19 protein-coding genes are annotated in these 17,697 nt (G+C 73.5%); 13 read left to right on the top strand and 6 right to left on the bottom strand.

The window, feature by feature from the left end; all coding sequences use genetic code 11:
* Positions 1-118: 118 nt before the first annotated feature.
* From ACIBQZ_RS33755 to ACIBQZ_RS33730, 6 genes are all read left to right on the top strand, one after another.
* Entirely contained in the window at positions 119-607 is a 489-nt protein-coding gene (locus tag ACIBQZ_RS33755; protein WP_396092887.1) for a YbaK/EbsC family protein, read from the top strand.
* Between the two features lies 1 nt (position 608).
* Positions 609-1,334, top strand: a complete 726-nt coding sequence (locus ACIBQZ_RS33750; protein WP_396092886.1) for a monooxygenase — start codon at positions 609-611, stop codon at positions 1,332-1,334.
* Complete coding sequence (locus tag ACIBQZ_RS33745; protein WP_396092885.1) at positions 1,331-1,912, top strand: GNAT family N-acetyltransferase; 582 nt, start codon at positions 1,331-1,333, stop codon at positions 1,910-1,912. The genes ACIBQZ_RS33750 and ACIBQZ_RS33745 overlap by 4 nt, the downstream gene beginning before the upstream one ends.
* 2 nt (positions 1,913-1,914) lie before the next feature.
* Positions 1,915-2,676 carry a carotenoid biosynthesis protein gene (locus ACIBQZ_RS33740; protein ID WP_396092884.1) on the top strand — a complete coding sequence of 254 codons (762 nt, stop codon included), beginning with the start codon at positions 1,915-1,917 and terminating at the stop codon, positions 2,674-2,676.
* A 70-nt stretch (positions 2,677-2,746) separates the two neighbouring features.
* Positions 2,747-3,850, top strand: coding sequence for a glycosyltransferase (locus ACIBQZ_RS33735; RefSeq protein WP_396092883.1), 1,104 nt, complete (start codon positions 2,747-2,749; stop codon positions 3,848-3,850).
* Positions 3,847-5,289 carry a phytoene desaturase family protein gene (locus ACIBQZ_RS33730; RefSeq protein ID WP_396092882.1) on the top strand — a complete coding sequence of 481 codons (1,443 nt, stop codon included), beginning with the start codon at positions 3,847-3,849 and terminating at the stop codon, positions 5,287-5,289. The genes ACIBQZ_RS33735 and ACIBQZ_RS33730 overlap by 4 nt, the downstream gene beginning before the upstream one ends.
* Positions 5,290-5,448: 159 nt before the next feature.
* Here the strand turns inward: ACIBQZ_RS33730 and ACIBQZ_RS33725 are convergent, their stop codons facing one another.
* The gene (locus ACIBQZ_RS33725; protein ID WP_396092881.1) at positions 5,449-5,910 is read right to left on the bottom strand and encodes a MarR family transcriptional regulator; all 462 of its coding nucleotides are present in this window, start codon (positions 5,908-5,910) and stop codon (positions 5,449-5,451) included.
* Positions 5,911-5,976: 66 nt separating this feature from the next.
* Here ACIBQZ_RS33725 and ACIBQZ_RS33720 point away from each other — a divergent pair, with 66 nt between their 5' ends.
* A complete protein-coding gene (locus tag ACIBQZ_RS33720; RefSeq protein ID WP_396092880.1) occupies positions 5,977-6,735 on the top strand; it encodes an NAD(P)H-binding protein in 759 nt (252 codons plus the stop codon).
* Here the strand turns inward: ACIBQZ_RS33720 and ACIBQZ_RS33715 are convergent.
* Positions 6,732-7,655, bottom strand: a complete 924-nt coding sequence (locus tag ACIBQZ_RS33715) for a LysR family transcriptional regulator (protein ID WP_396092908.1) — start codon at positions 7,653-7,655, stop codon at positions 6,732-6,734. The genes ACIBQZ_RS33720 and ACIBQZ_RS33715 overlap by 4 nt on opposite strands.
* A gap of 173 nt (positions 7,656-7,828) precedes the next feature.
* Between ACIBQZ_RS33715 and ACIBQZ_RS33710 the strand changes: the two genes are divergently transcribed.
* The 6 genes from ACIBQZ_RS33710 (at position 7,829) to ACIBQZ_RS33685 (ending at position 14,644) form a co-directional block, all read left to right on the top strand.
* Positions 7,829-8,473, top strand: a complete 645-nt coding sequence (locus tag ACIBQZ_RS33710) for a succinate dehydrogenase cytochrome b subunit (protein WP_396092907.1) — start codon at positions 7,829-7,831, stop codon at positions 8,471-8,473.
* Between the two features lie 2 nt (positions 8,474-8,475).
* The gene (locus tag ACIBQZ_RS33705) at positions 8,476-10,404 is read left to right on the top strand and encodes a fumarate reductase/succinate dehydrogenase flavoprotein subunit (RefSeq protein ID WP_396092879.1); all 1,929 of its coding nucleotides are present in this window, start codon (positions 8,476-8,478) and stop codon (positions 10,402-10,404) included.
* The gene (locus tag ACIBQZ_RS33700) at positions 10,404-11,147 is read left to right on the top strand and encodes a succinate dehydrogenase/fumarate reductase iron-sulfur subunit (protein WP_396092878.1); all 744 of its coding nucleotides are present in this window, start codon (positions 10,404-10,406) and stop codon (positions 11,145-11,147) included. Before ACIBQZ_RS33705 ends, ACIBQZ_RS33700 begins: the two co-directional genes overlap by 1 nt.
* A gap of 1,640 nt (positions 11,148-12,787) precedes the next feature.
* Positions 12,788-13,435, top strand: a complete 648-nt coding sequence (locus ACIBQZ_RS33695) for a uridine kinase (protein WP_396092877.1) — start codon at positions 12,788-12,790, stop codon at positions 13,433-13,435.
* A 3-nt stretch (positions 13,436-13,438) separates the two neighbouring features.
* Entirely contained in the window at positions 13,439-14,029 is a 591-nt protein-coding gene (locus ACIBQZ_RS33690) for a cadmium resistance transporter (protein ID WP_396092876.1), read from the top strand.
* Between the two features lie 51 nt (positions 14,030-14,080).
* The gene (locus ACIBQZ_RS33685; protein ID WP_396092875.1) at positions 14,081-14,644 is read left to right on the top strand and encodes a hypothetical protein; all 564 of its coding nucleotides are present in this window, start codon (positions 14,081-14,083) and stop codon (positions 14,642-14,644) included.
* A gap of 67 nt (positions 14,645-14,711) precedes the next feature.
* On the opposite strand, the gene ACIBQZ_RS33680 is transcribed toward ACIBQZ_RS33685, so the two are convergent.
* The 4 genes from ACIBQZ_RS33680 to ACIBQZ_RS33665 form a co-directional block, all read right to left on the bottom strand.
* Positions 14,712-14,774 (bottom strand): hypothetical protein, encoded by a 63-nt coding sequence (locus tag ACIBQZ_RS33680; RefSeq protein WP_396092906.1) that lies wholly within the window; start codon positions 14,772-14,774, stop codon positions 14,712-14,714.
* A 35-nt stretch (positions 14,775-14,809) separates the two neighbouring features.
* The gene (locus ACIBQZ_RS33675) at positions 14,810-15,460 is read right to left on the bottom strand and encodes a hypothetical protein (RefSeq protein ID WP_396092911.1); all 651 of its coding nucleotides are present in this window, start codon (positions 15,458-15,460) and stop codon (positions 14,810-14,812) included.
* Between the two features lie 132 nt (positions 15,461-15,592).
* The gene (locus ACIBQZ_RS33670; protein WP_396092874.1) at positions 15,593-16,498 is read right to left on the bottom strand and encodes a hypothetical protein; all 906 of its coding nucleotides are present in this window, start codon (positions 16,496-16,498) and stop codon (positions 15,593-15,595) included.
* Positions 16,443-17,672: an MFS transporter gene (locus ACIBQZ_RS33665; protein ID WP_396092873.1), complete on the bottom strand. Its 1,230-nt coding sequence runs from the start codon at positions 17,670-17,672 to the stop codon at positions 16,443-16,445. Before ACIBQZ_RS33665 ends, ACIBQZ_RS33670 begins: the two co-directional genes overlap by 56 nt.
* Positions 17,673-17,697 lie beyond the last annotated feature (25 nt).

Below are 17,697 nucleotides of genomic sequence, written 5' to 3'. Positions count from 1 at the left end.
GGGCGCGCGGCTCGCCGCCGGCCTGAGCCTGCTGCTCGTGACGGCGGTGCGGGGTCCCCTCCGCCCACCTGCGCCAGGAGCGGTTCGGCTGGTGCGGATCGCCGGGCACAATGGCGGCATGGAGAACCATCCCAACGTGCTGGCCGTGCAGGCCGCCCTCGAGAACGCCGACGCCCGCACCGCCGACGGCACCGCGCCGCGGATGGTGGTCTTCGACGAGGGCGTGCACACCGCCGCCGCGGCCGCCGCCGCGCTGGGCGTCGAGGTGGGCCGGATCGCCAACTCGCTGATCTTCGACGCGGACGGCGAGCCGCTGCTCGTGCTCACCTCCGGCGCGCACCGGGTCGACACCGGCAAGGTCGCCGCCGCGCTCGGGGTGGCGAAGCTGGGCCGGGCCAAGCCCGAGTTCGTCCGCGCGCACACCGGGCAGGCGATCGGCGGGGTCGCCCCGCTCGGGCACCCCAAGCCGGTACGCACCCTGGTCGACACCGCCCTCGCCGGGTATCCGGAGATCTGGGCGGCCGGCGGCGTACCCCGGACGGTCTTCCCGATCACCTACGCCGAGCTGCTGCGGGTCACCGGCGGCACCCCGGCCGACGTGGCCTGACGTGGTCCCGACGACCGAGGTCCCGCCGCTGGTCACGCTGCATGTGTGGCGGGTGCCGCGGCGGGCCCTGGGCGGCGCGCTGCTGCGGATGGCACGGGACCGGCGGCGGCTGCGGGCGCTGCCCGGCGTGCGGTTCGGCAAGCTGCTCGGCACCGGCACCGGGACCGGTTTCGGGCCCGGCGACGCCGATCTGACCCGGTACGCCGCCGTGGTGGCCTGGGACGACCCGGCCGGCGGGGAGCTGGGGCGGGTCGGCGCCGCCTGGGACGCGCTGGCGCTGGGCTCGGCCCGGGTCGAGCTGACCCCGCTGACCAGCCGCGGCAGCTGGTCCGGGCAGACCCCGTTCGGCGCGCCGTCCGGCGGGCGCACCGACGCCCCGGTGCTCGCGCTGACCCGGGCCCGGTTGCGGCCGGCGCGGGCGCTGACGTTCTGGCGGGCCGTGCCGCCGGTGGCCCGGGAGCTGGCCGCGGCGCCGGGGCTGCTGGCCCGTTTCGGCGTCGGTGAGGCGCCGGTCGGCTGGCAGGGCACGGTCACCGTCTGGCGCCGCGAGACGGACCTGACCACGTTCGCGTACCGTCAGCCGGAACACCGTGCGGTGGTCGCGCGCACGCCGGCCGCCCGGTGGTACGCCGAGGAGCTCTTCGCCCGGTTCGCGGTGCGCGGGATCAGCGGTGACAAGGCCGTGCTGGGCTGGCGGGACTTGGCTTGGCGAGAAGGAGAGCGATGAGGCTCGTTCCCTGGCAGCCGGACGACATGCTCCGGCGGCTGGACGACGTGGTCAGCGTGTACGGCGAGGCGATGGGCTACCGCGCCGAGCTGCTGCAGACCCGGCGTGGCTACATCGGCGCCCACGTGCGCCGGGCCGGCTTCCGGGCCGTCGCCACCCTCACCACCGACGGCCACCTCGCGGGCTTCGGCTACGGCTACACCTCCGGGCCCGGCCAGTGGTGGCACGACCAGGTCCGCACCACCCTCGACGAGGCCGGCCGGCGGCGCTGGCTGGGCGACTGCTTCGAGGTCGTCGAGCTGCACGTCAAGCCCAGCGCCCAGGGGCACGGGATCGGCGCCCGGCAGCTGCGCGCACTGCTGTCGATGGCCGACGGCTCGACCGTGCTGCTCTCCACCCCGGAGGCCGACGAGCAGAAGTCCCGGGCCTGGCGGCTGTACCGGCGGTTCGGCTTCGTCGACGTGCTGCGCGACTTCATCTTCCCCGGCGACGAGCGGGCGTTCGCGATCCTCGGCCGCGACCTGCCGCTGGCGGGACGCCCGGCGACCGAGGACGCGCCCGGGATCGTCGGCATCTGACGGTGGCGCGCGTACTGCCGTGGGCGCTGCTGGGCGTCCTGGTGCTGACCCAGATCTGCTATCCGCTGACCGGCGGCGGGCTGCGCGCCGCGCTGACCGTGGGCACCGTCGTGCTCGGCTACCTGCTGTCGGTGTCGCACGCGCTGCTCACCCGCGGTGCCCGGACGGCCGCCGCGCTGGTCGCCACCGCCACCCTGGGTGGCTTCGCCGTGGAGGCGGTCGGGGTGGCCACCGGCTTCCCGTTCGGCACCTACGACTACTCCGGCCAGCTCGGCCCGAAGCTGCTCGGGGTGCCGCTGATCATCCCGCTGGCCTGGACCTGGATGGCCTGGCCGGCCTGGCTGGCGGCGCTGCGGCTGGCCCGGTCCACGGCGGCCCGGATCGCCCTGGCCGCGGCCGGGCTGGCCGCGTGGGACCTGTTCCTCGATCCGCAGATGGTCGCCGAGGGCTACTGGACCTGGGACTCCCCGACGCCCGCGCTGCCCGGCGTGCCCGGCATCCCGGTCGGCAACTACCTGGGCTGGCTGGGCTTCGCGGCCGTGCTGATGGCCGGGCTCGCCGCCGCCACCGGGTCCCGCGCCGCCGTGGTCCTGCCGGGTGACGCGCCGATGCTCGCGCTCTGGTGGTGGACGTACGCTTCCTCGGTGCTCGCCCATGCGGTCTTCCTCGGCCTGCCCGCGTCGGCGGCGTGGGGCGGCGTGCTGATGGGCGCCGTCGTGCTGCCGCTGGCGCTGCGGCGCAGCCGCCGGCCGGTCCCGGCATGACCGCCTGCACCGAGCCTCGCCCGGCGTTCGCCGGCGAGGGCCGGAAGGGCACGCCAGAGGCAGGCACTGCATGACGTGGCTGCTGTTGTTGCTGGTGCTGCCGCTGGTCGCGCTGACCGGGCACACCGTGGTCAACGCCGCGCTGCTGCGCCGCCCGCGCGCCACGGCGACGACCACCGAGCGTGTCGCCGTGCTGCTGCCGCTGCGTGACGAGGCCGCGCGGGTGACCCCCTGCCTGACGGCCCTGCTGGGCCAGTCCGGCGTGCCGCACCTGGACATCCTGGTGCTCGACGACGGTTCGGCCGACGGCACCGCGGAGGTGGTGCGGACGGTCGCCGGTGACAAGGTGCGGCTGCTGACCGGCGCGCCCCTGGCCGACGGCTGGCTCGGCAAACCGCACGCGTGCGCGCAACTCGCATCCGCGGCGGGCGACGTGGACGTACTGGTCTTCGTGGACGCCGATGTGGTGCTGGCCCCGGGCGCGGTCGCCGGCGGCGTCGAGCTGCTCCGGTCGGCCGGGGTGGAGCTGCTGTCGCCGTACCCCCGGATCGTCGGGGCCGGGCGGCTCGTGCAGCCGCTGTTGCAGTGGTCGTGGCTGACGTTCCTGCCGGTCCGCGCGATGGAACGGTCGCCGCGCCCGGCGCTGGCCGCGGCCGGCGGCCAGTGGCTGGTGCTGGACCGGGCGGGCTACGAACGGGCCAGCGGGCACGCGGCCGTCCGGGACGACGTGCTCGAGGACATCGGCCTGGCCCGGGCGGTCAAGCGGGCCGGCGGCCGGATCGCGCTCGCCGACGGTTCGGCGCTGGCCGACTGCCTGATGTACACCTCGTGGGCCGAGCTGCGCGACGGCTACGCCAAGTCGCTGTGGGCGTCGTTCGGGTCGCCGGCCGGCGCGGCCGCCGTGGTCGGCCTGCTGGTGCTGCTGTACGTGGTGCCGCCGGTGGCCGCCCTGGTCCTGGTGGGCGCCGGGATGCTCGGGCCGGCCGGGTGGGCGCTGGCGGCGTACCTCATGGGGGTGGCAGGCCGGGTGGTCTCCGCCCGGGCGACCGGCGGACGCGCCTGGCCGGACGCGCTGGCCCAGCCGGTGTCGATCCTGCTGTTCGCCGCGCTGGTGGTGCGGTCGTTCGCGCTGCGCCGGCGGGGCCGGCTCGCCTGGCGGGGGCGGCCGGTATGAGCCGCGTGATCGTGATCGGCGCCGGGGTGGGTGGCCTGGCCGCCGCCGCCCGGCTGGCCGCCGCGGGGCACCGGGTGACCGTGCACGAGCGCGCGGCGACCGTCGGCGGCAAGCTGGCCTGCTACGAGCGCGACGGCTTCCGCTTCGACACCGGCCCGAGCCTGCTCACGCTGCCGCAGGTCTTCGCCGACCTCGGCCTCGACCTGGCCCCGGTGGCGCTGGACCCGGTGGTGCGGCACCGCTTCCCGGACGGCACGGTGCTGGACTCCGCGGCCGATCCGGCGGTGTTCCGGGCCCGTATCGAGGCCGCGTTCGGGGCCGCCGCCGGCGCGGACTGGGCGCGGTTCTGGGTGCGCGCCGAGCGGATCTGGCAGGCCTCGTGGCGGTCGGTGCTGCAACGCGAGGTCACCCCGGCGGCGCTGGCCGCGCTCTCCTGGCGGGTCGGCGACCTGGCCGCGATCGCGCCCTGGCGGTCGCTGCGCTCGCTGGGCCGGCAGTATCTGCGCGACCCGCGGCTGCGGATGATGCTGGACCGGTACGCGACCTACACCGGTGCCGATCCGCGCCGGGCGCCGGCGGCGCTGGCCGCGATCCCGTACGCGGAACTGGCCTTCGGCGGCTGGTACCTGGCCGGCGGGCTGGGCGGGCTGGCGACCGCGCTGCTCGACCGCTGCCGGTCGCTGGACGTGCGGGTCGTCACGTCGTCGCCGGTCGAGGCGATCACCGCGGCCGGCGGCCGGGCGACCGGGGTCCGGCTGGGCTCCGGCGCCGAGGTGCCGGCCGACGTGGTGGTGGCCAATGTGGACGCGCTCACGGTCTACCGCGACCTGCTGCCGGCGCCGGGGCGCCTGAGCGGGCTGGCCGCGCGCAGCCTGGCGGGCTTCGTGCTGCTGCTCGGCGTCCGCGGGCAGACCCCGGAGCTGGCCCACCACACGGTCTTCTTCCCCCGCGACTACGACGCGGAGTTCAACGCGGTCTTCGGCTCCCCCGGCGCCGGCCGCCGGGCCCGCCCGCCGTCGGACCCGACCGTCTTCGTGACCCGCGCGGCGGACCCCGCGGTGCACCCGGACGGCACCGAGGCCTGGTTCGTGCTGGTGAACGCGCCCCGGCACGGCACGGCCTTCGACGCGGTCGACTGGCGCCGGCCCGGTCTGGCCGACGCCTACGCGCGGCACATCCTGGACGTGCTGGCCACGCGCGGGCTGGACGTCCGGGACCGGCTGCTGTTCACCGAGACCCGGACCCCGGCGGACCTGGCGGACGCGACCGCCGCGCCGGGCGGGGCGATCTACGGTACGGCGGGCGGCCTGACCCGGCCGGCGAACCGTGGTCCGCTGGCCGGGCTGTTCCTGGTCGGCGGCTCCACCCACCCGGGCGGCGGGCTGCCGATGGTGACGCTGTCGGCGAAGATCGTCGCCGACGAGATCGGGCCGGCCTGATCAGCCGTCGGCGGTGTCGTCGTCGTCGGCGGTGTCGTCGTCCCCGGGCAGCTCAACGCCGACGGCCACCGTCGCGTCGGCGTGCCGGGCTGCGTTGTCGACCAGGTTGCGGACCACCTGGGCGAGCCGTACCGCTCCTGAACGCCCACTGAAGAGGCGTTACGGCAGCTCCTGGGCCGCCGCCCGGCCCGCCTCCGTGGTGCGGCGCAGGAAGTCGGCCACCACCGCCAGGTCCGCGTCCGAGTAGCCGGCGCAGATCTCCTCGATCGAGCGGTTCATCCCGGCCAGCATCCCGTAGAGCTCACCCTGGCGGTCCCGCAGCGCGCGGATCTGCACCGCGCGGCGGTCGTTCTCGGCGCGCTCGCGGGCGATCCAGCCGCCGCGTTCCAGCCGGTCCAGGATGCCGGTCAGGGTGGCCGGGTGCAGGCCGGTGAGCCGGACCAGGGCGGTCGGGCCGAGCGGGCCCGCGCGGTCGATCAGGTCGAGGCAGTCCAGGTCGGCGTCCTTGAGGTCGAGCCGGGTGCCGACCTGCCGGCTGAACACCGACAGCTGGTTGCGCGCCAGCCGCAGCGACTCCTTCACGGTGGCCACCAGGCGCCGCCGAGATGTTACGTCTGCCATATTGTATGAACTCCAAAATACTTTACTATGAGATTCATATCGTATGGCCGTCGAGAGGGGTACGCCATGATGCTGATCACCGGGGCAACGGGGAACGTGGGCCGGGAAGCGATGCGGCTGCTGGGTGATCGGGCGGTGGGGCTGTCCAGGGCCACTCCGCTGGGGACGGTCGCGCACGTGGAGGGCGTTCTCTACAGCCCCCGGGCAGCCACTCCGGAGCGACTGGCCTGGGCGGCCGAGCGGGGCGCGAAGCGGGTGGTGGTGCTGTCGGCGGCCACGGTGTCACATCCGGTGGGCGACCCGCGCTTCATCGCCGAGTTCACCGCGGCGGAGGCGGCGGCGCGGCGTTCGGGCCTGGAGTGGACGATCCTGCGCAGCACCGACTACGCCGCGAACGCGCTGGCCTGGGCGCCACAGCTGCGCCGGGGCGGAGTCGTGCGGGGCGCGTACCCGGGGGCGGTGACCTCGACCGTCGACGAGCGGGACGTCGCCGCGGTGGCCGTGCGGGCGCTGCTGGATCCGGCGCACGCCGGGCGGACGTACCTGCTCACCGGGCCGCAACCGCTCACCCAGGCCGAGAAGGTCCGCGAGCTGGGCCGGGCCACCGGCCGCGAGCCGGCCTTCGCCGAGATCACGCCGGAGCAGGCGCGCCAGGGCATGCTCGCCGCCGGGCTGCCGGCAGAGATCCCGGACCGCCTGCTCGGCTCGCTGGCCGACTACGCGCGGGCTCCGGGTCCGTCCTCGACCACCGTCGCCGAGCTGCTCGGCCGGCCCGCCCGGACCTTCGGCGAGTGGGCCGACGACCACCGCGCGGCGTTTCTCTAGAGGGGCTGGACGCCGAACGGCAGCTCGCCGGTGGCGATGTGGTCCAGCAGGGTGACCCGCAGCGCCTCCGCGGCGTGCGGCAGCACCGCCCGGCGCCGGTGCGCCAGCGCGATCGTGCGGCGCATCCCGGGCGGGGCCAGCGGCGTCGCCCGCAGCAGCGGCCGGTTCACCAGCACCATGCTCGGCACCAGCGCCACCCCCAGGCCGGCCTCGACGAACGCCAGCACCGCGTCCATCTCGCCGCCCTCGACCGCGAAGCGCGGGACGAAACCCGCCCGCCGGCACGCCTCCAGCGTGACGTCGCGCAGGTCGTAGCCGGGCCGGAACATCACCAGCGGGGTGTCGCGCAGCTCGGTCAGCGCGAGCTGCGGGTTGGCCGTCGGCGGCGGGCCGGCCGCGACCGACGCCACGACCAGGCTCTCCCGCAGCACCGGGGCGGTGTGCAGGGACGCGTCGACACCCTGTTCGGGGTGGACGATCAGCGCCAGGTCCAGGTCGCGGGCGAGCAGGTCGGTGATCAGGTCCTGCGAGCTGCCCTCGTTGACGTGCAGCTCGATGTCCGGGTGCTCGGCGCGGAACCGGCGCAGCACCGTCGGCACCAGCGACGAGCAGAGGCTCGGGGTGGCGCCGACCCGGACCCGGCCGCGGCGCAGCCCGACGATCTCCTGCACCGCGTCACGGGCGGCGTCCGCGTCGGCGACCATCCGGCGGGCCAGCGGCAGCAGGGTGTCGCCCGCGGCGGTGAGCGCGACCGCGCCCCGGACGCGTTCGAACAGCGGCGCGCCGAGCGCCTCCTCCAGGGTGTGAATCTGCTTACTCAAAGTCGGCTGTGAGACGTTCAGCGAGTCCGCCGCTTGGGTGAAATGCCGGATTTCTGCCACTGCCACGAAGTATCGGAGCTGCTGAAGCCGCATCTTGATAGCTTACGTCTATGAGCACCCGGGCGATCATGCATTAGACGAATCGTCTAGAGGCTCTTAGCGTTCACTTCGTGGCGGTAGACATCAGTACTCCAGCACCGCGGGCGACGGCCGCGCCGGCCCGCAAGAAGCCGGCTCTCCCGCCGCGCCGCGGCGCGCGCTCCTCGCTCGCCCTGAAGATCCTCATGGCGCTCACCGGACTGCTGCTCGTCGGCTTCCTGTACGCCCACATGATCGGCAACCTCAAGATCTTCTTCGGCGCCGAGACGTTCGACCACTACGGCGAGTGGCTGCGGACCATCGGCACGCCGTTGCTGCCCGAGTCCTGGTTCGTCTACATCCAGCGTGTCGTGCTGACCGTCGCGGTCGTCGCGCACATCGTCGCGGCCACCATCCTGGCCCGCCGCGCCCGCAAGGCCCGGCCCGTGCGGTACGTGCACCGGCCCAAGGTGCAGGGCAGCTACGCGGCGCGCACGATGCGCTGGGGTGGCGTGATCATCCTGCTCTTCGTGATCTACCACATCCTCGACCTGACCACCGGCACGCTCAACCCGAACGGGGCGCCGGGGCAGCCGTACGCCAACGTGACCGCCGACTTCACGCCCGCGCGCTGGTACGTGACGGTCTTCTACACGCTGGCCATCCTGGCCGTCGGCTTCCACCTGCGGCACGGGCTGTTCAGCGCCGTCCGCACGCTGGGCCAGCGCACCGCCCGCGGCGAGCGGATCGCCCGCGGCGCCGCCCTGCTGCTCTCCGTCGTCCTGGTGGCCGGCTACCTGTCGGTGCCGTTCGCCGTGCTCACCGGATTGGTGGACTGACCATGTCGTTCTGGACCGAGGGCGAGGACATCGCCGACCGGGCCGCACCCGACGGCCCGATCGAGACCCGCTGGGAGCGCCGCAAGTTCTCCGCCAAGCTGGTCAACCCGGCCAACCGCCGCAAGCTGTCGGTGATCGTGGTCGGCACCGGCCTGGCCGGCGGCTCGGCGGCGGCGACGCTGGCCGAGGCCGGCTACCGGGTCCGGTCGTACTGCTACCAGGACAGCCCGCGGCGCGCGCACTCGATCGCCGCGCAGGGCGGCATCAACGCCGCGAAGAACTACCGCAACGACGGCGACTCCGTCTACCGGCTGTTCTACGACACGGTCAAGGGCGGCGACTTCCGCGCCCGCGAGTCCAACGTGTACCGGCTGGCCGAGGTCAGCGTGAACATCATCGACCAGTGCGTCGCGCAGGGCGTCCCGTTCGCCCGCGAGTACGGCGGCCTGCTCGACAACCGCTCGTTCGGCGGCACCCAGGTGTCCCGCACGTTCTACGCGCGGGGCCAGACGGGTCAGCAGCTGCTGCTGGGCGCGTACCAGGCGATGGAACGGCAGATCGGGCTCGGCAACATCGAGATGTTCGCCCGGCACGAGATGCTGGAACTGGTCGTGGTGGACGGCAAGGCCCGCGGCATCGTGGTCCGCGACCTGGTCACCGGCGAGATCACCACCGACCTGGCGGACGCCGTGGTGCTGGCCTCCGGCGGCTACGGCAACGTCTTCTTCCTCTCCACCAACGCCAAGGGCTGCAACGTCACGGCGGGCTGGCGGGCGCACCGCAAGGGCGCGCTGTTCGCGAACCCCTGCTACACCCAGATCCACCCGACCTGCATCCCGGAGTCCGGCGCCCACCAGTCGAAGCTGACCCTGATGTCGGAGTCGCTGCGCAACGACGGCCGGGTCTGGGTCCCGCGCGCTCATGGCGATTCCCGTAAGCCGGGCGACATCCCGGAGGACGAACGCGACTACTACCTGGAGCGGATCTACCCGTCGTTCGGCAACCTGGTCCCCCGCGACATCGCCTCGCGCGCGGCCAAGAACGTCTGCGACGAGGGCCGCGGCGTCGGCCCCGGCGGCCTCGGCGTCTACCTGGACTTCGCGGACGCGATCGACCGGCTGGGCCGCCCCGCCGTCGAGGCCAAGTACGGCAACCTCTTCGAGATGTACCAGCGCATCACCGGCGAGGACCCGTACGAGGTGCCCATGCGCATCTACCCGGCGGTGCACTACACGATGGGCGGCCTCTGGGTCGACTACGACCTGCAGTCCACCATCCCGGGCCTGTTCGTGATCGGCGAGGCCAACTTCTCCGACCACGGCGCCAACCGGCTCGGCGCCTCCGCGCTGATGCAAGGCCTGGCGGACGGCTACTTCGTGCTGCCGAACACGCTGAACAACTACCTCGCCTCCGGCCCGTTCGAGAAGATCTCGCCGGACCACCCGTCGGTAGTGGCGGCCCGCACCCAGGTGTCCGACCGGCTGGCGAAGCTGCTGGCCGTCGACGGCGACCGCACGGTCGACTCCTTCCACCGCGAGCTCGGCCACATCATGTGGGAGTACTGCGGCATGGAACGCACCGAGGAGGGCCTGACCAAGGCGATCGGCCTCATCCGCGGCCTGCGCGACGAGTTCTGGACCAGGGTGAAGGTGCCGGGCACCGGCGAGCAGCTGAACCAGAACCTGGAGAAGGCCGGCCGGGTCGCCGACTTCTTCGAACTGGGCGAGCTGATGTGCATCGACGCGCTGCACCGCGCCGAATCGGCCGGCGGCCACTTCCGCGCCGAGAGCCAGACCCCGGACGGCGAGGCCCTGCGCAACGACGACGAGTTCAGCTACGTCGCCGCCTGGGAATTCGGCGAAACCCCGACGCTGCACAAGGAAAAGCTCGACTTCGCATACGTTCACCCGAGCACTCGGAGCTACAAGTAATGGACATCCAGGTACGCGTGTGGCGCCAGCAGGGCCCGTCCGCGAAGGGGAAAATGGTCACCTACGACGTCAAGGACATCTCCCCCGACGCCTCGTTCCTGGAGATGCTCGACGTCCTGAACGAAAAACTGATCCTCGACGGCGACGACCCGGTAGCCTTCGACCACGACTGCCGCGAAGGCATCTGCGGCATGTGCGGCATGATGATCAACGGCGTGGCGCACGGCCCCGAGCGAGCCACCACGACCTGCCAGCTCCACATGCGACACTTCACCGACGGCGCGACGATCAACGTCGAACCGTGGCGCGCGGCGGCATTCCCGGTGGTCAAGGACCTGGTCGTGGACCGCGGCGCCTTCGACACGATCATCCAGGCGGGCGGATACATCAGCGCGCCGACGGGCACGGCCCCGGACGCACATGCGACCCCGGTCCCGAAGGCGGACGCGGACGCGGCGTTCGAGGCGGCCACCTGCATCGGCTGCGGCGCGTGCGTGGCAGCCTGCCCGAACGGCTCGTCAATGCTGTTCACGGCGGCGAAGGTGGCCCATCTGGGTCTGCTCCCGCAGGGCCAGCCGGAACGCGCCAGCCGGGTGGTGGACATGCTCCAGGCCCAGGACGATGCGGGCTTCGGCGGGTGCACGAACATGGGTGAGTGCACCACTGTTTGTCCTAAGGGGATTCCGCTGACGCTGATCGGCCGCCTCAACAACGACTACCGCAAGGCGATCGGCAAGAAGTAGAGCACTTTCCTTGTCGTGCCTGGTTGCATGGTGCTGACCGTCGCTCCCGCCGAACGCAGGGTGGTTGCATGGTCCGTTTTGCTTGCGCTGGTTGCATGGTGGGCTTGGGGGCGGGGATGACCCACTCCGGGCGGTCAGGCTTGGTCCCTGCGTGGGTCATCCCCGCCCCCAAGCCCGTTGTGGTCACCCTTGCTGCTTTACCTGCCCACACTTCGCCATCCGCTCGCCCTGCTTCTCCTCACCGCATTGCGCCTCTCCCGCGCTCGCCGCCCCGAGCCCGCCGCCCCGAGCCCGCCCCGCCCCGCCCCGCCCCGCCCCGCCGCGCCCCGCCGCGCCCCGCCGCGCCCCGCCGCGCACCGCCGCGCCCCGCGCCCCGCGCACCACCGCGCACCACCGCGCACCGCCGCGCACCGCCGGCGCACCGCCGCAGGTCGGCGCGCCTCGCCCGATCCTCGCCCCGCCTGTCGTGCCTCGAGCCATCCTCGCCCCGCCACGTCTCCCTTCCGGATGCATCATCCAGTCGGGGTGGACCGGTTCACCTGCCGACCTCCGTGACCGCCCTGCCTGCCTCGCCCCGCCGGTCTCGCCTCGACCCACCGCCGCCCCGCCACGTCTTCTCTCGCAGCACCTGCCCTGTCTGCCTCGCCCCGCCATGTCGCGGTCGCCCGCCACACGCCGTCGCGCTTCGGCCCGGCACACGGCGCTCGCTCCTATCTCGCCTCGCTACGCCGCGCCCCACCACCTCGGCACCCCGCGTCGCGCGAATCTTGTCGCGTTGTGGTGCGGAGCTGACCACCGCGCCACAACATCCGCCAGGCCTTCGTCCCGGTCCGCCCACCAGCACACACCCACCCGACTCACCTCACCTCAACCCACCTCACCCTGCCCAACCTCGCCTCGCCTCACCTCGCCCCGCCTCACCGCGCCTCACCCCGCCTCGCCCCGCCTCGCCTCACCCCTCCCCAACCTCACCCCGCCTCGTCTTACCCCGCCTCGTCTCACCCCGCCTCGCCTCACCCCGCCTCGCCTCACCCCGCCTCACCCCGCCTCACCCCGCCTCACCCCGCCTCGCCTCGCCTCGCCCCGCCCCGCCTCGCCTCACCCCGCCTCGCCTCGCCTCGCCTCACCCCGCCTCGTCTCACCCCGCCTTGCCTTGCCTTGCCTCCCGCTTTGCCGCTCGGGGCGAATTACCTGGTCGACCGCGCAGTCGCCGCTGCGGTCGACGACGGGGCAGACGCCGCTGCGGGCGGGGGCTGTCGCGGCGTCGGCACCTTTCGGTGGCCAGGTTTCGGTCGACTGCGGGCTGTCGGCAGTTGCGGCGCTTCGTCGCCGTCGGCGGGACGCTGCCTGCGGTCGACAGCGATGCCGGTCTCGAGTCCCCGGTGACCATCCGCTGGCTGACGACGGTGTCGAGGTGGGTGATGTGCCCGCGGATCTCGCCGGCGTTCAGGCTGCTGTCGACGAGCCACGGCCGCGAGAACGACGAGCCCGTGCGTTGCCGATCGGGGTGCGCGGGGCGGCGTGTTGCCGATCGGGGTGCGCGGGGCGGCGTGTTGCCGATCCGGGTGCGCGGGGCGGGGTGCTGGGGGCGTCGTGCCTGTTGCGGCGCAGGCTTTGGGTGGGCGTGTGAGACTGCCTCGGTGAGTCGACGGGAGCGGGTGCTGGCTGAGGTGGCCGGGATGGTGCCGGCGGGTGCGGCTCGGGTTGCTGTTGACGGGGTGGACGGGGTGGGGAAGAGCACCTTTGCCGGTGAGCTTGCCGCGGCGCTTCGGGCTCGGGGGCGGCCCGTTGTTCAGGTTTCCGCTGACGGGTTTCATCATGTGCGGGCCGTTCGGCATCGGCGGGGGCGGGCTTCGCCGGAGGGGTTCTGGCTCGACTCCTATGACTATCCGGCGTTGCTTTCCAGTGTGCTTGTGCCGTTCGGGCCCGGCGGTGATCGGCGGTATCGCGGCGCCGTGCATGATGTTCGCACCGATGCGGTTCTTGACCTGCCGTGGGTGGTGGCGCCGGCCGGGGCGGTGCTGGTGCTGGACGGGCTTTTTCTGCATCGGGATGAGTTGGCCGGGTGCTTCGACTTCTCGATTTTTCTCACCGCTCCGTTCGCCGTCACCGTGGCGCGGATGGCGGGGCGGGACGGGAGTCAGCCGGATCCCGGGCATCCGAGCCTGGCTCGCTACGTACAGGGGCAGCAGTTGTATTTTGCCGCCTGCCGGCCCTGGCAGCGGGCCGACCTGGTGATCGACAACAGTGATCTTGATCGGCCGGTCCTGGGCCCGGAACAGGGGTAGAGCTTGCTGCGGACCGTGCTTGTGGCGGTGGGTGTCTTCGCGGGCACCAACGTCGACGACATCATCGTGCTGACCGTGTTGTTCCTGGCCGCGCGGGCTGCGGGACGGCCCCGGCCGGGGCAGATCTGGGCGGGGCAGTACGCGGGCATCGCCGTTCTCGTCGCGGTTTCCGGGCTGGCCGCGCTCGGGCTGGCCCTGGTGCCCGACGAGTGGGTCGGCCTGCTCGGCCTGGTGCCGGTCGCGCTGGGGGTACGCGGGCTGGTCGGCACGTTGCGCGGCGGCGGGGACGACGAGGCGCCGGTGGCGGCGGGCAACGCGCTCGCCGTCGCGGGTGTCACGATCGCGAACGGCGCCGACAACATCGCCGTCTACACGCCGATGTTCCGGACGCTCGGTGCCGGCGGCAGCGCGGTTGTCGTGCTGGTCTTCGCCGTCCTGATCGCGGTCTGGTGCGCGGCGGCGTCCTGGCTGGGCTCGTACCAGCGGATCATCAACCTGGTCCGGCGGTACGGCCACTGGCTGGTCCCGCTGGTGTTCATCACCATCGGCCTGGTCATCCTGCTCGAGTCGGGCGTGCTGACCCGCCTGTTCTGAAGGCTGCTCGAACGCGTCCGGGGATGGCCGCCGGCGTACCTGGCGCTGAACATGCCGGTGGACGACCCGCGGGTGCAGCAGCGCCTCGGCGGCGTGAACTCGGCGCTGTCCGCTCAGCGCCAGGTCACGTACGCACGCACGCTGGTCGGCCTGGTCCGCCAGCACGCCGGCACGGCCCCGGTGTTCCTCGGGCTGTTCTACGGCTGGGACGGCTCGTACCGGATCCCGTCCTACCGCGACAGCGGCGCCGACGGTTACGTGCTGACCAGCTACAGCTATCCGGGCAGCCGGGTGGCCGACGCCGGCAGCAGCGCGGACGAGCTGATCGACGCGCCCCGGCTGCGCGCGGCGGCGGACCGGGCGGTGGCCGGCCAGCCGGGCGCGCCGATTGTGGTGGAATACGGATTCCAGACGCTGGCCGCCCAGGAATCGATGCCGGACCAGACCGCGGGATCGGTGGCCGACGGCACAGCTAAACGGGCGGCCCTGCGCGCGACCACGCATTTCTATTGCACGCGCTACCCGGCCATTTCGGCTACAACGTGTTCAAGGCGGAGGGGGAATCCGCCGCGCACCCTCGACTACGGGCTGACCGCACCACCGGCGGCACAATGACGGCACGGCCCGCCCCGGACGGTCGGTGACCGTTCGGGGCGGGCCGGCTGCCGCGGCTCGCGGTGGGTCAGGCGACGAACCGGCGCCGGCGGCGCAGCAGCAGGGTCGCGCCACCACCGACCAGGGCCACGCCGAGCGCGGCGATGCTGCTGGCGGCGGCGCCGGTCAGCGGCAGGCCACCGCCAGTTCCTGTCCCGGTGCCGGCGGGCGGCGTCGGCGACGGCTCGGGGGTCCCGGTCGGTGACGGCGTGCTGTCGCCGGTGGCGGTCCCGGTCGGGGTGGTGGCCGCGTGGTGGTGGCCGGCGTCGTGGTGGGCGGCGTCGTGGCGGGCTTTGTGGTGGTGGGCGGCGTGGACGGCGCCGCGCACGTGTGGGTCAGCACGAACTTGTCCGCCTGGCCGGTGATCGTGGCCGTCGCACCGACCAGGGTCCAGCCGGCCGTGGTGATCGCGTACGCCTTGCTGTGGCCCACGAAGACGATGTCGTCACCGTCCGCGGCCCCGGCCTCGATGACCACGGCCCGGTCGCCGGCTCCGTCGGTGTCGAACGTCGCGGTGATCTCGGTGAAGGCGCCCGTCTTGCCGGCGTTGCCCGGCAGGTTGAAGACCCACACGTCCTTGCCGGGGTAGGGGCCGCCGCCCAGGTTGTCGCCGCACTCGTGCTCGTAGTCGGCAGCGGTGGCCGGGACGTTGCCGGGGTTGATGTCAATGGTGGTGGTGGAGACGGGCGCCGCCCACGCCGTGGCGACGAAGGCGAAGGACGCGCAGCCGCCGAGCGCGGCGGCTGTCGCGGCACGGAAATACGGGTTGATCTGCATGAATGCGTGCTCCGGGAGTGGTGTCGAGGGGACGCCACATGATTCACACCCGTCACACCACACCGGATCGGCTGAACGGTTCGACCCCGCTGACTGCGGTCACCGCACTCGACATCTCCTGCAAATCGCCGATTAACGGCCAATGTGCACAGTTGCCCCAACCGGTTGAGGGAGGTCACGGGCCTGGATGACCCGCTGGCGCCACGCACGGTGGATGCTGTCCAGCTCCTCCCGGTGCCATCGCTCCCAGGGCCCGAGGCGCGGCGCGAGCAACCGCATGGCGATCCGGTACGCCGGGAGCCGGCAGTCCACATCGGCGGCGAACGCGGCCCGGACCTCCCGGACGCCACGGGTCCACGCCGCGGTCGGTGGGCGGCCGTCGAGCGGCGCGTCCCGGTACGAGATCCGCGGCCGGAAGAGGAAGTCGGTGCGCTCGTCGACGTCGTAGCCGTACCGCTGCTTCATGCAGCCGCGGTAGGGCCGCAGCGCGGCGATGACCGCGGGATCGCGCACCACCGGCGCGAACAGGTCCGCGAAGCCGGAGAACCGGTTCACCCCGGCGGGCGGCTCGTAGTCCGGGTAGGTCCGGTGCTGGAACCGCGCGGTGCACCGGTTGTGGGCCGGCACGTCGGCCGCCGGCAGCGAGTCCCACCAGGTCAGCAATCCGGCCCGGGCGAAGCGGGCGCCGGCGAGCTCGTTGAGGATGACCGAACGCCCCCGGCCGGTGATCGAGTCGAAGACGCTGCCGCTGCCGGTGCCGTAGCCGAGGTCTGCGTCGGTGAACAGGTCGTAGCGGCTCACGAACGGGGCAACCCGGTAGGTCTTGCCGGCGGCTCGCATGCACGCCGCCACGCCACCCTCGATCTGGTGATAGCTGAGCAGCTCCGAGGCCCTCCGCTCGGCGCGGTTGCCGGAGACCCGCCGGTGCAGCGCGTCCAGCCGCGCCGCCGTGGCCGCGAGGCCGGCCCGGCTGGACGCGCTCTCAGCGGACGCCGGGACCGTCAGGAGCGACGCGACCGCGAGCCAGGTCAGCGCCATCGCGCACCGTTTCCTCATGCCCAGCAGAACGATCAAGGCCCCCCGGGCGACGCGCGGCGGCCACGGCCGCGGTCAGGCAGAGGGCGGCGCCGGCCAGCAGCGTCGCGCGGGCTCCGACCTGGACCGCCGCCGCACCCAGCGGGATGGCCGGCGCGGTCGGGCCGAACATCACCGTGTTGGCCGTGGCCGCGACCCGGCCCAGCAGCTCCACCGGGGTGTGGGTCTGGACGGCCGTGACCGCGGCGATCAGGGTCCAGGGCAGGCCGACACCCCCGAGCACCGCGCCCGCCACCAGCGCCGGCCACCACGGCAGGCACCGCGCCAGCAGGCCCGCCGCGAACAGCACCGTCCCGGCCACACCGATCGCCGTCACCCCCCGCCGGGCGATCAGCCGGCCGACGATGAGACCACCCGCGACGGAACCCGCGCCGTGGGCGCTGAGCAGCACCCCGAGAAACGCCGAGCGCAGGCCCAGCCCGACCGTCACGACCTCGTACTGGGCGGCGATGGCGAAGCCCGACACACCGATCGAGACGGCGGCCAGCGTGACGGTCACCCGCAGCACCCGCCGCCCCAGCAGCACGGACGAGCCGGCGCGCAGGCCCCGCTCCGGCGAGGCCGGCACCGCGGTCAGGCGCAGGGCCAGGTACAGGAGCGCGCCCACCACGGGCAGCGCCGCGCAGAGCACGGCGACTGCCCCGCCGCCCTGCCAGGCGTAGAGGCCCGCGCCGGCCAGCGGGGCGACGAGCTTCATGCCCTCCTGGGCGCTGGAGCGCCAGCCGTTCACCTCGCCCAGGGTGCCGGCCGGCAGAGCCGCCGGCAGCAGCGCCGACTCGCCCGCGTCGAGCAGGACGTAGCTGATCCCGTACGCGAGTGACACGGCGTAGATCAGCCAGGTCTGCGCCGGGCCCCGGACCGCGAGCAGGCTCAGCAGCGACGCGGCCAGCAGCAGGTTGGTGGCGACCAGCAGCGGGCGCCGGGGCAGCCGGTCGAGCAGGCCACCCAGCCACGGGCCGAACAGCGTCGGCGCGTAGACGCAGAGGCCGGCGAGGGCGGCCCGGCTCGCCGAACCGGTCAGATCCAGGATCCAGATGCCCGCGACCAGCGACATCGCGGTGCTGCCGAAGCCGGACAGCACGGAGATCACCACGAACAGGACGGCGTTACGGCGCATGGGAGCCATCCTCGGTAACTGAGCC

Source organism: Actinoplanes sp. NPDC049599, assembly GCF_044465625.1.
Taxonomy (GTDB): Bacteria; Actinomycetota; Actinomycetes; order Mycobacteriales; family Micromonosporaceae; genus Actinoplanes.
This window is presented reverse-complemented; position numbering and strand designations above follow the sequence as displayed.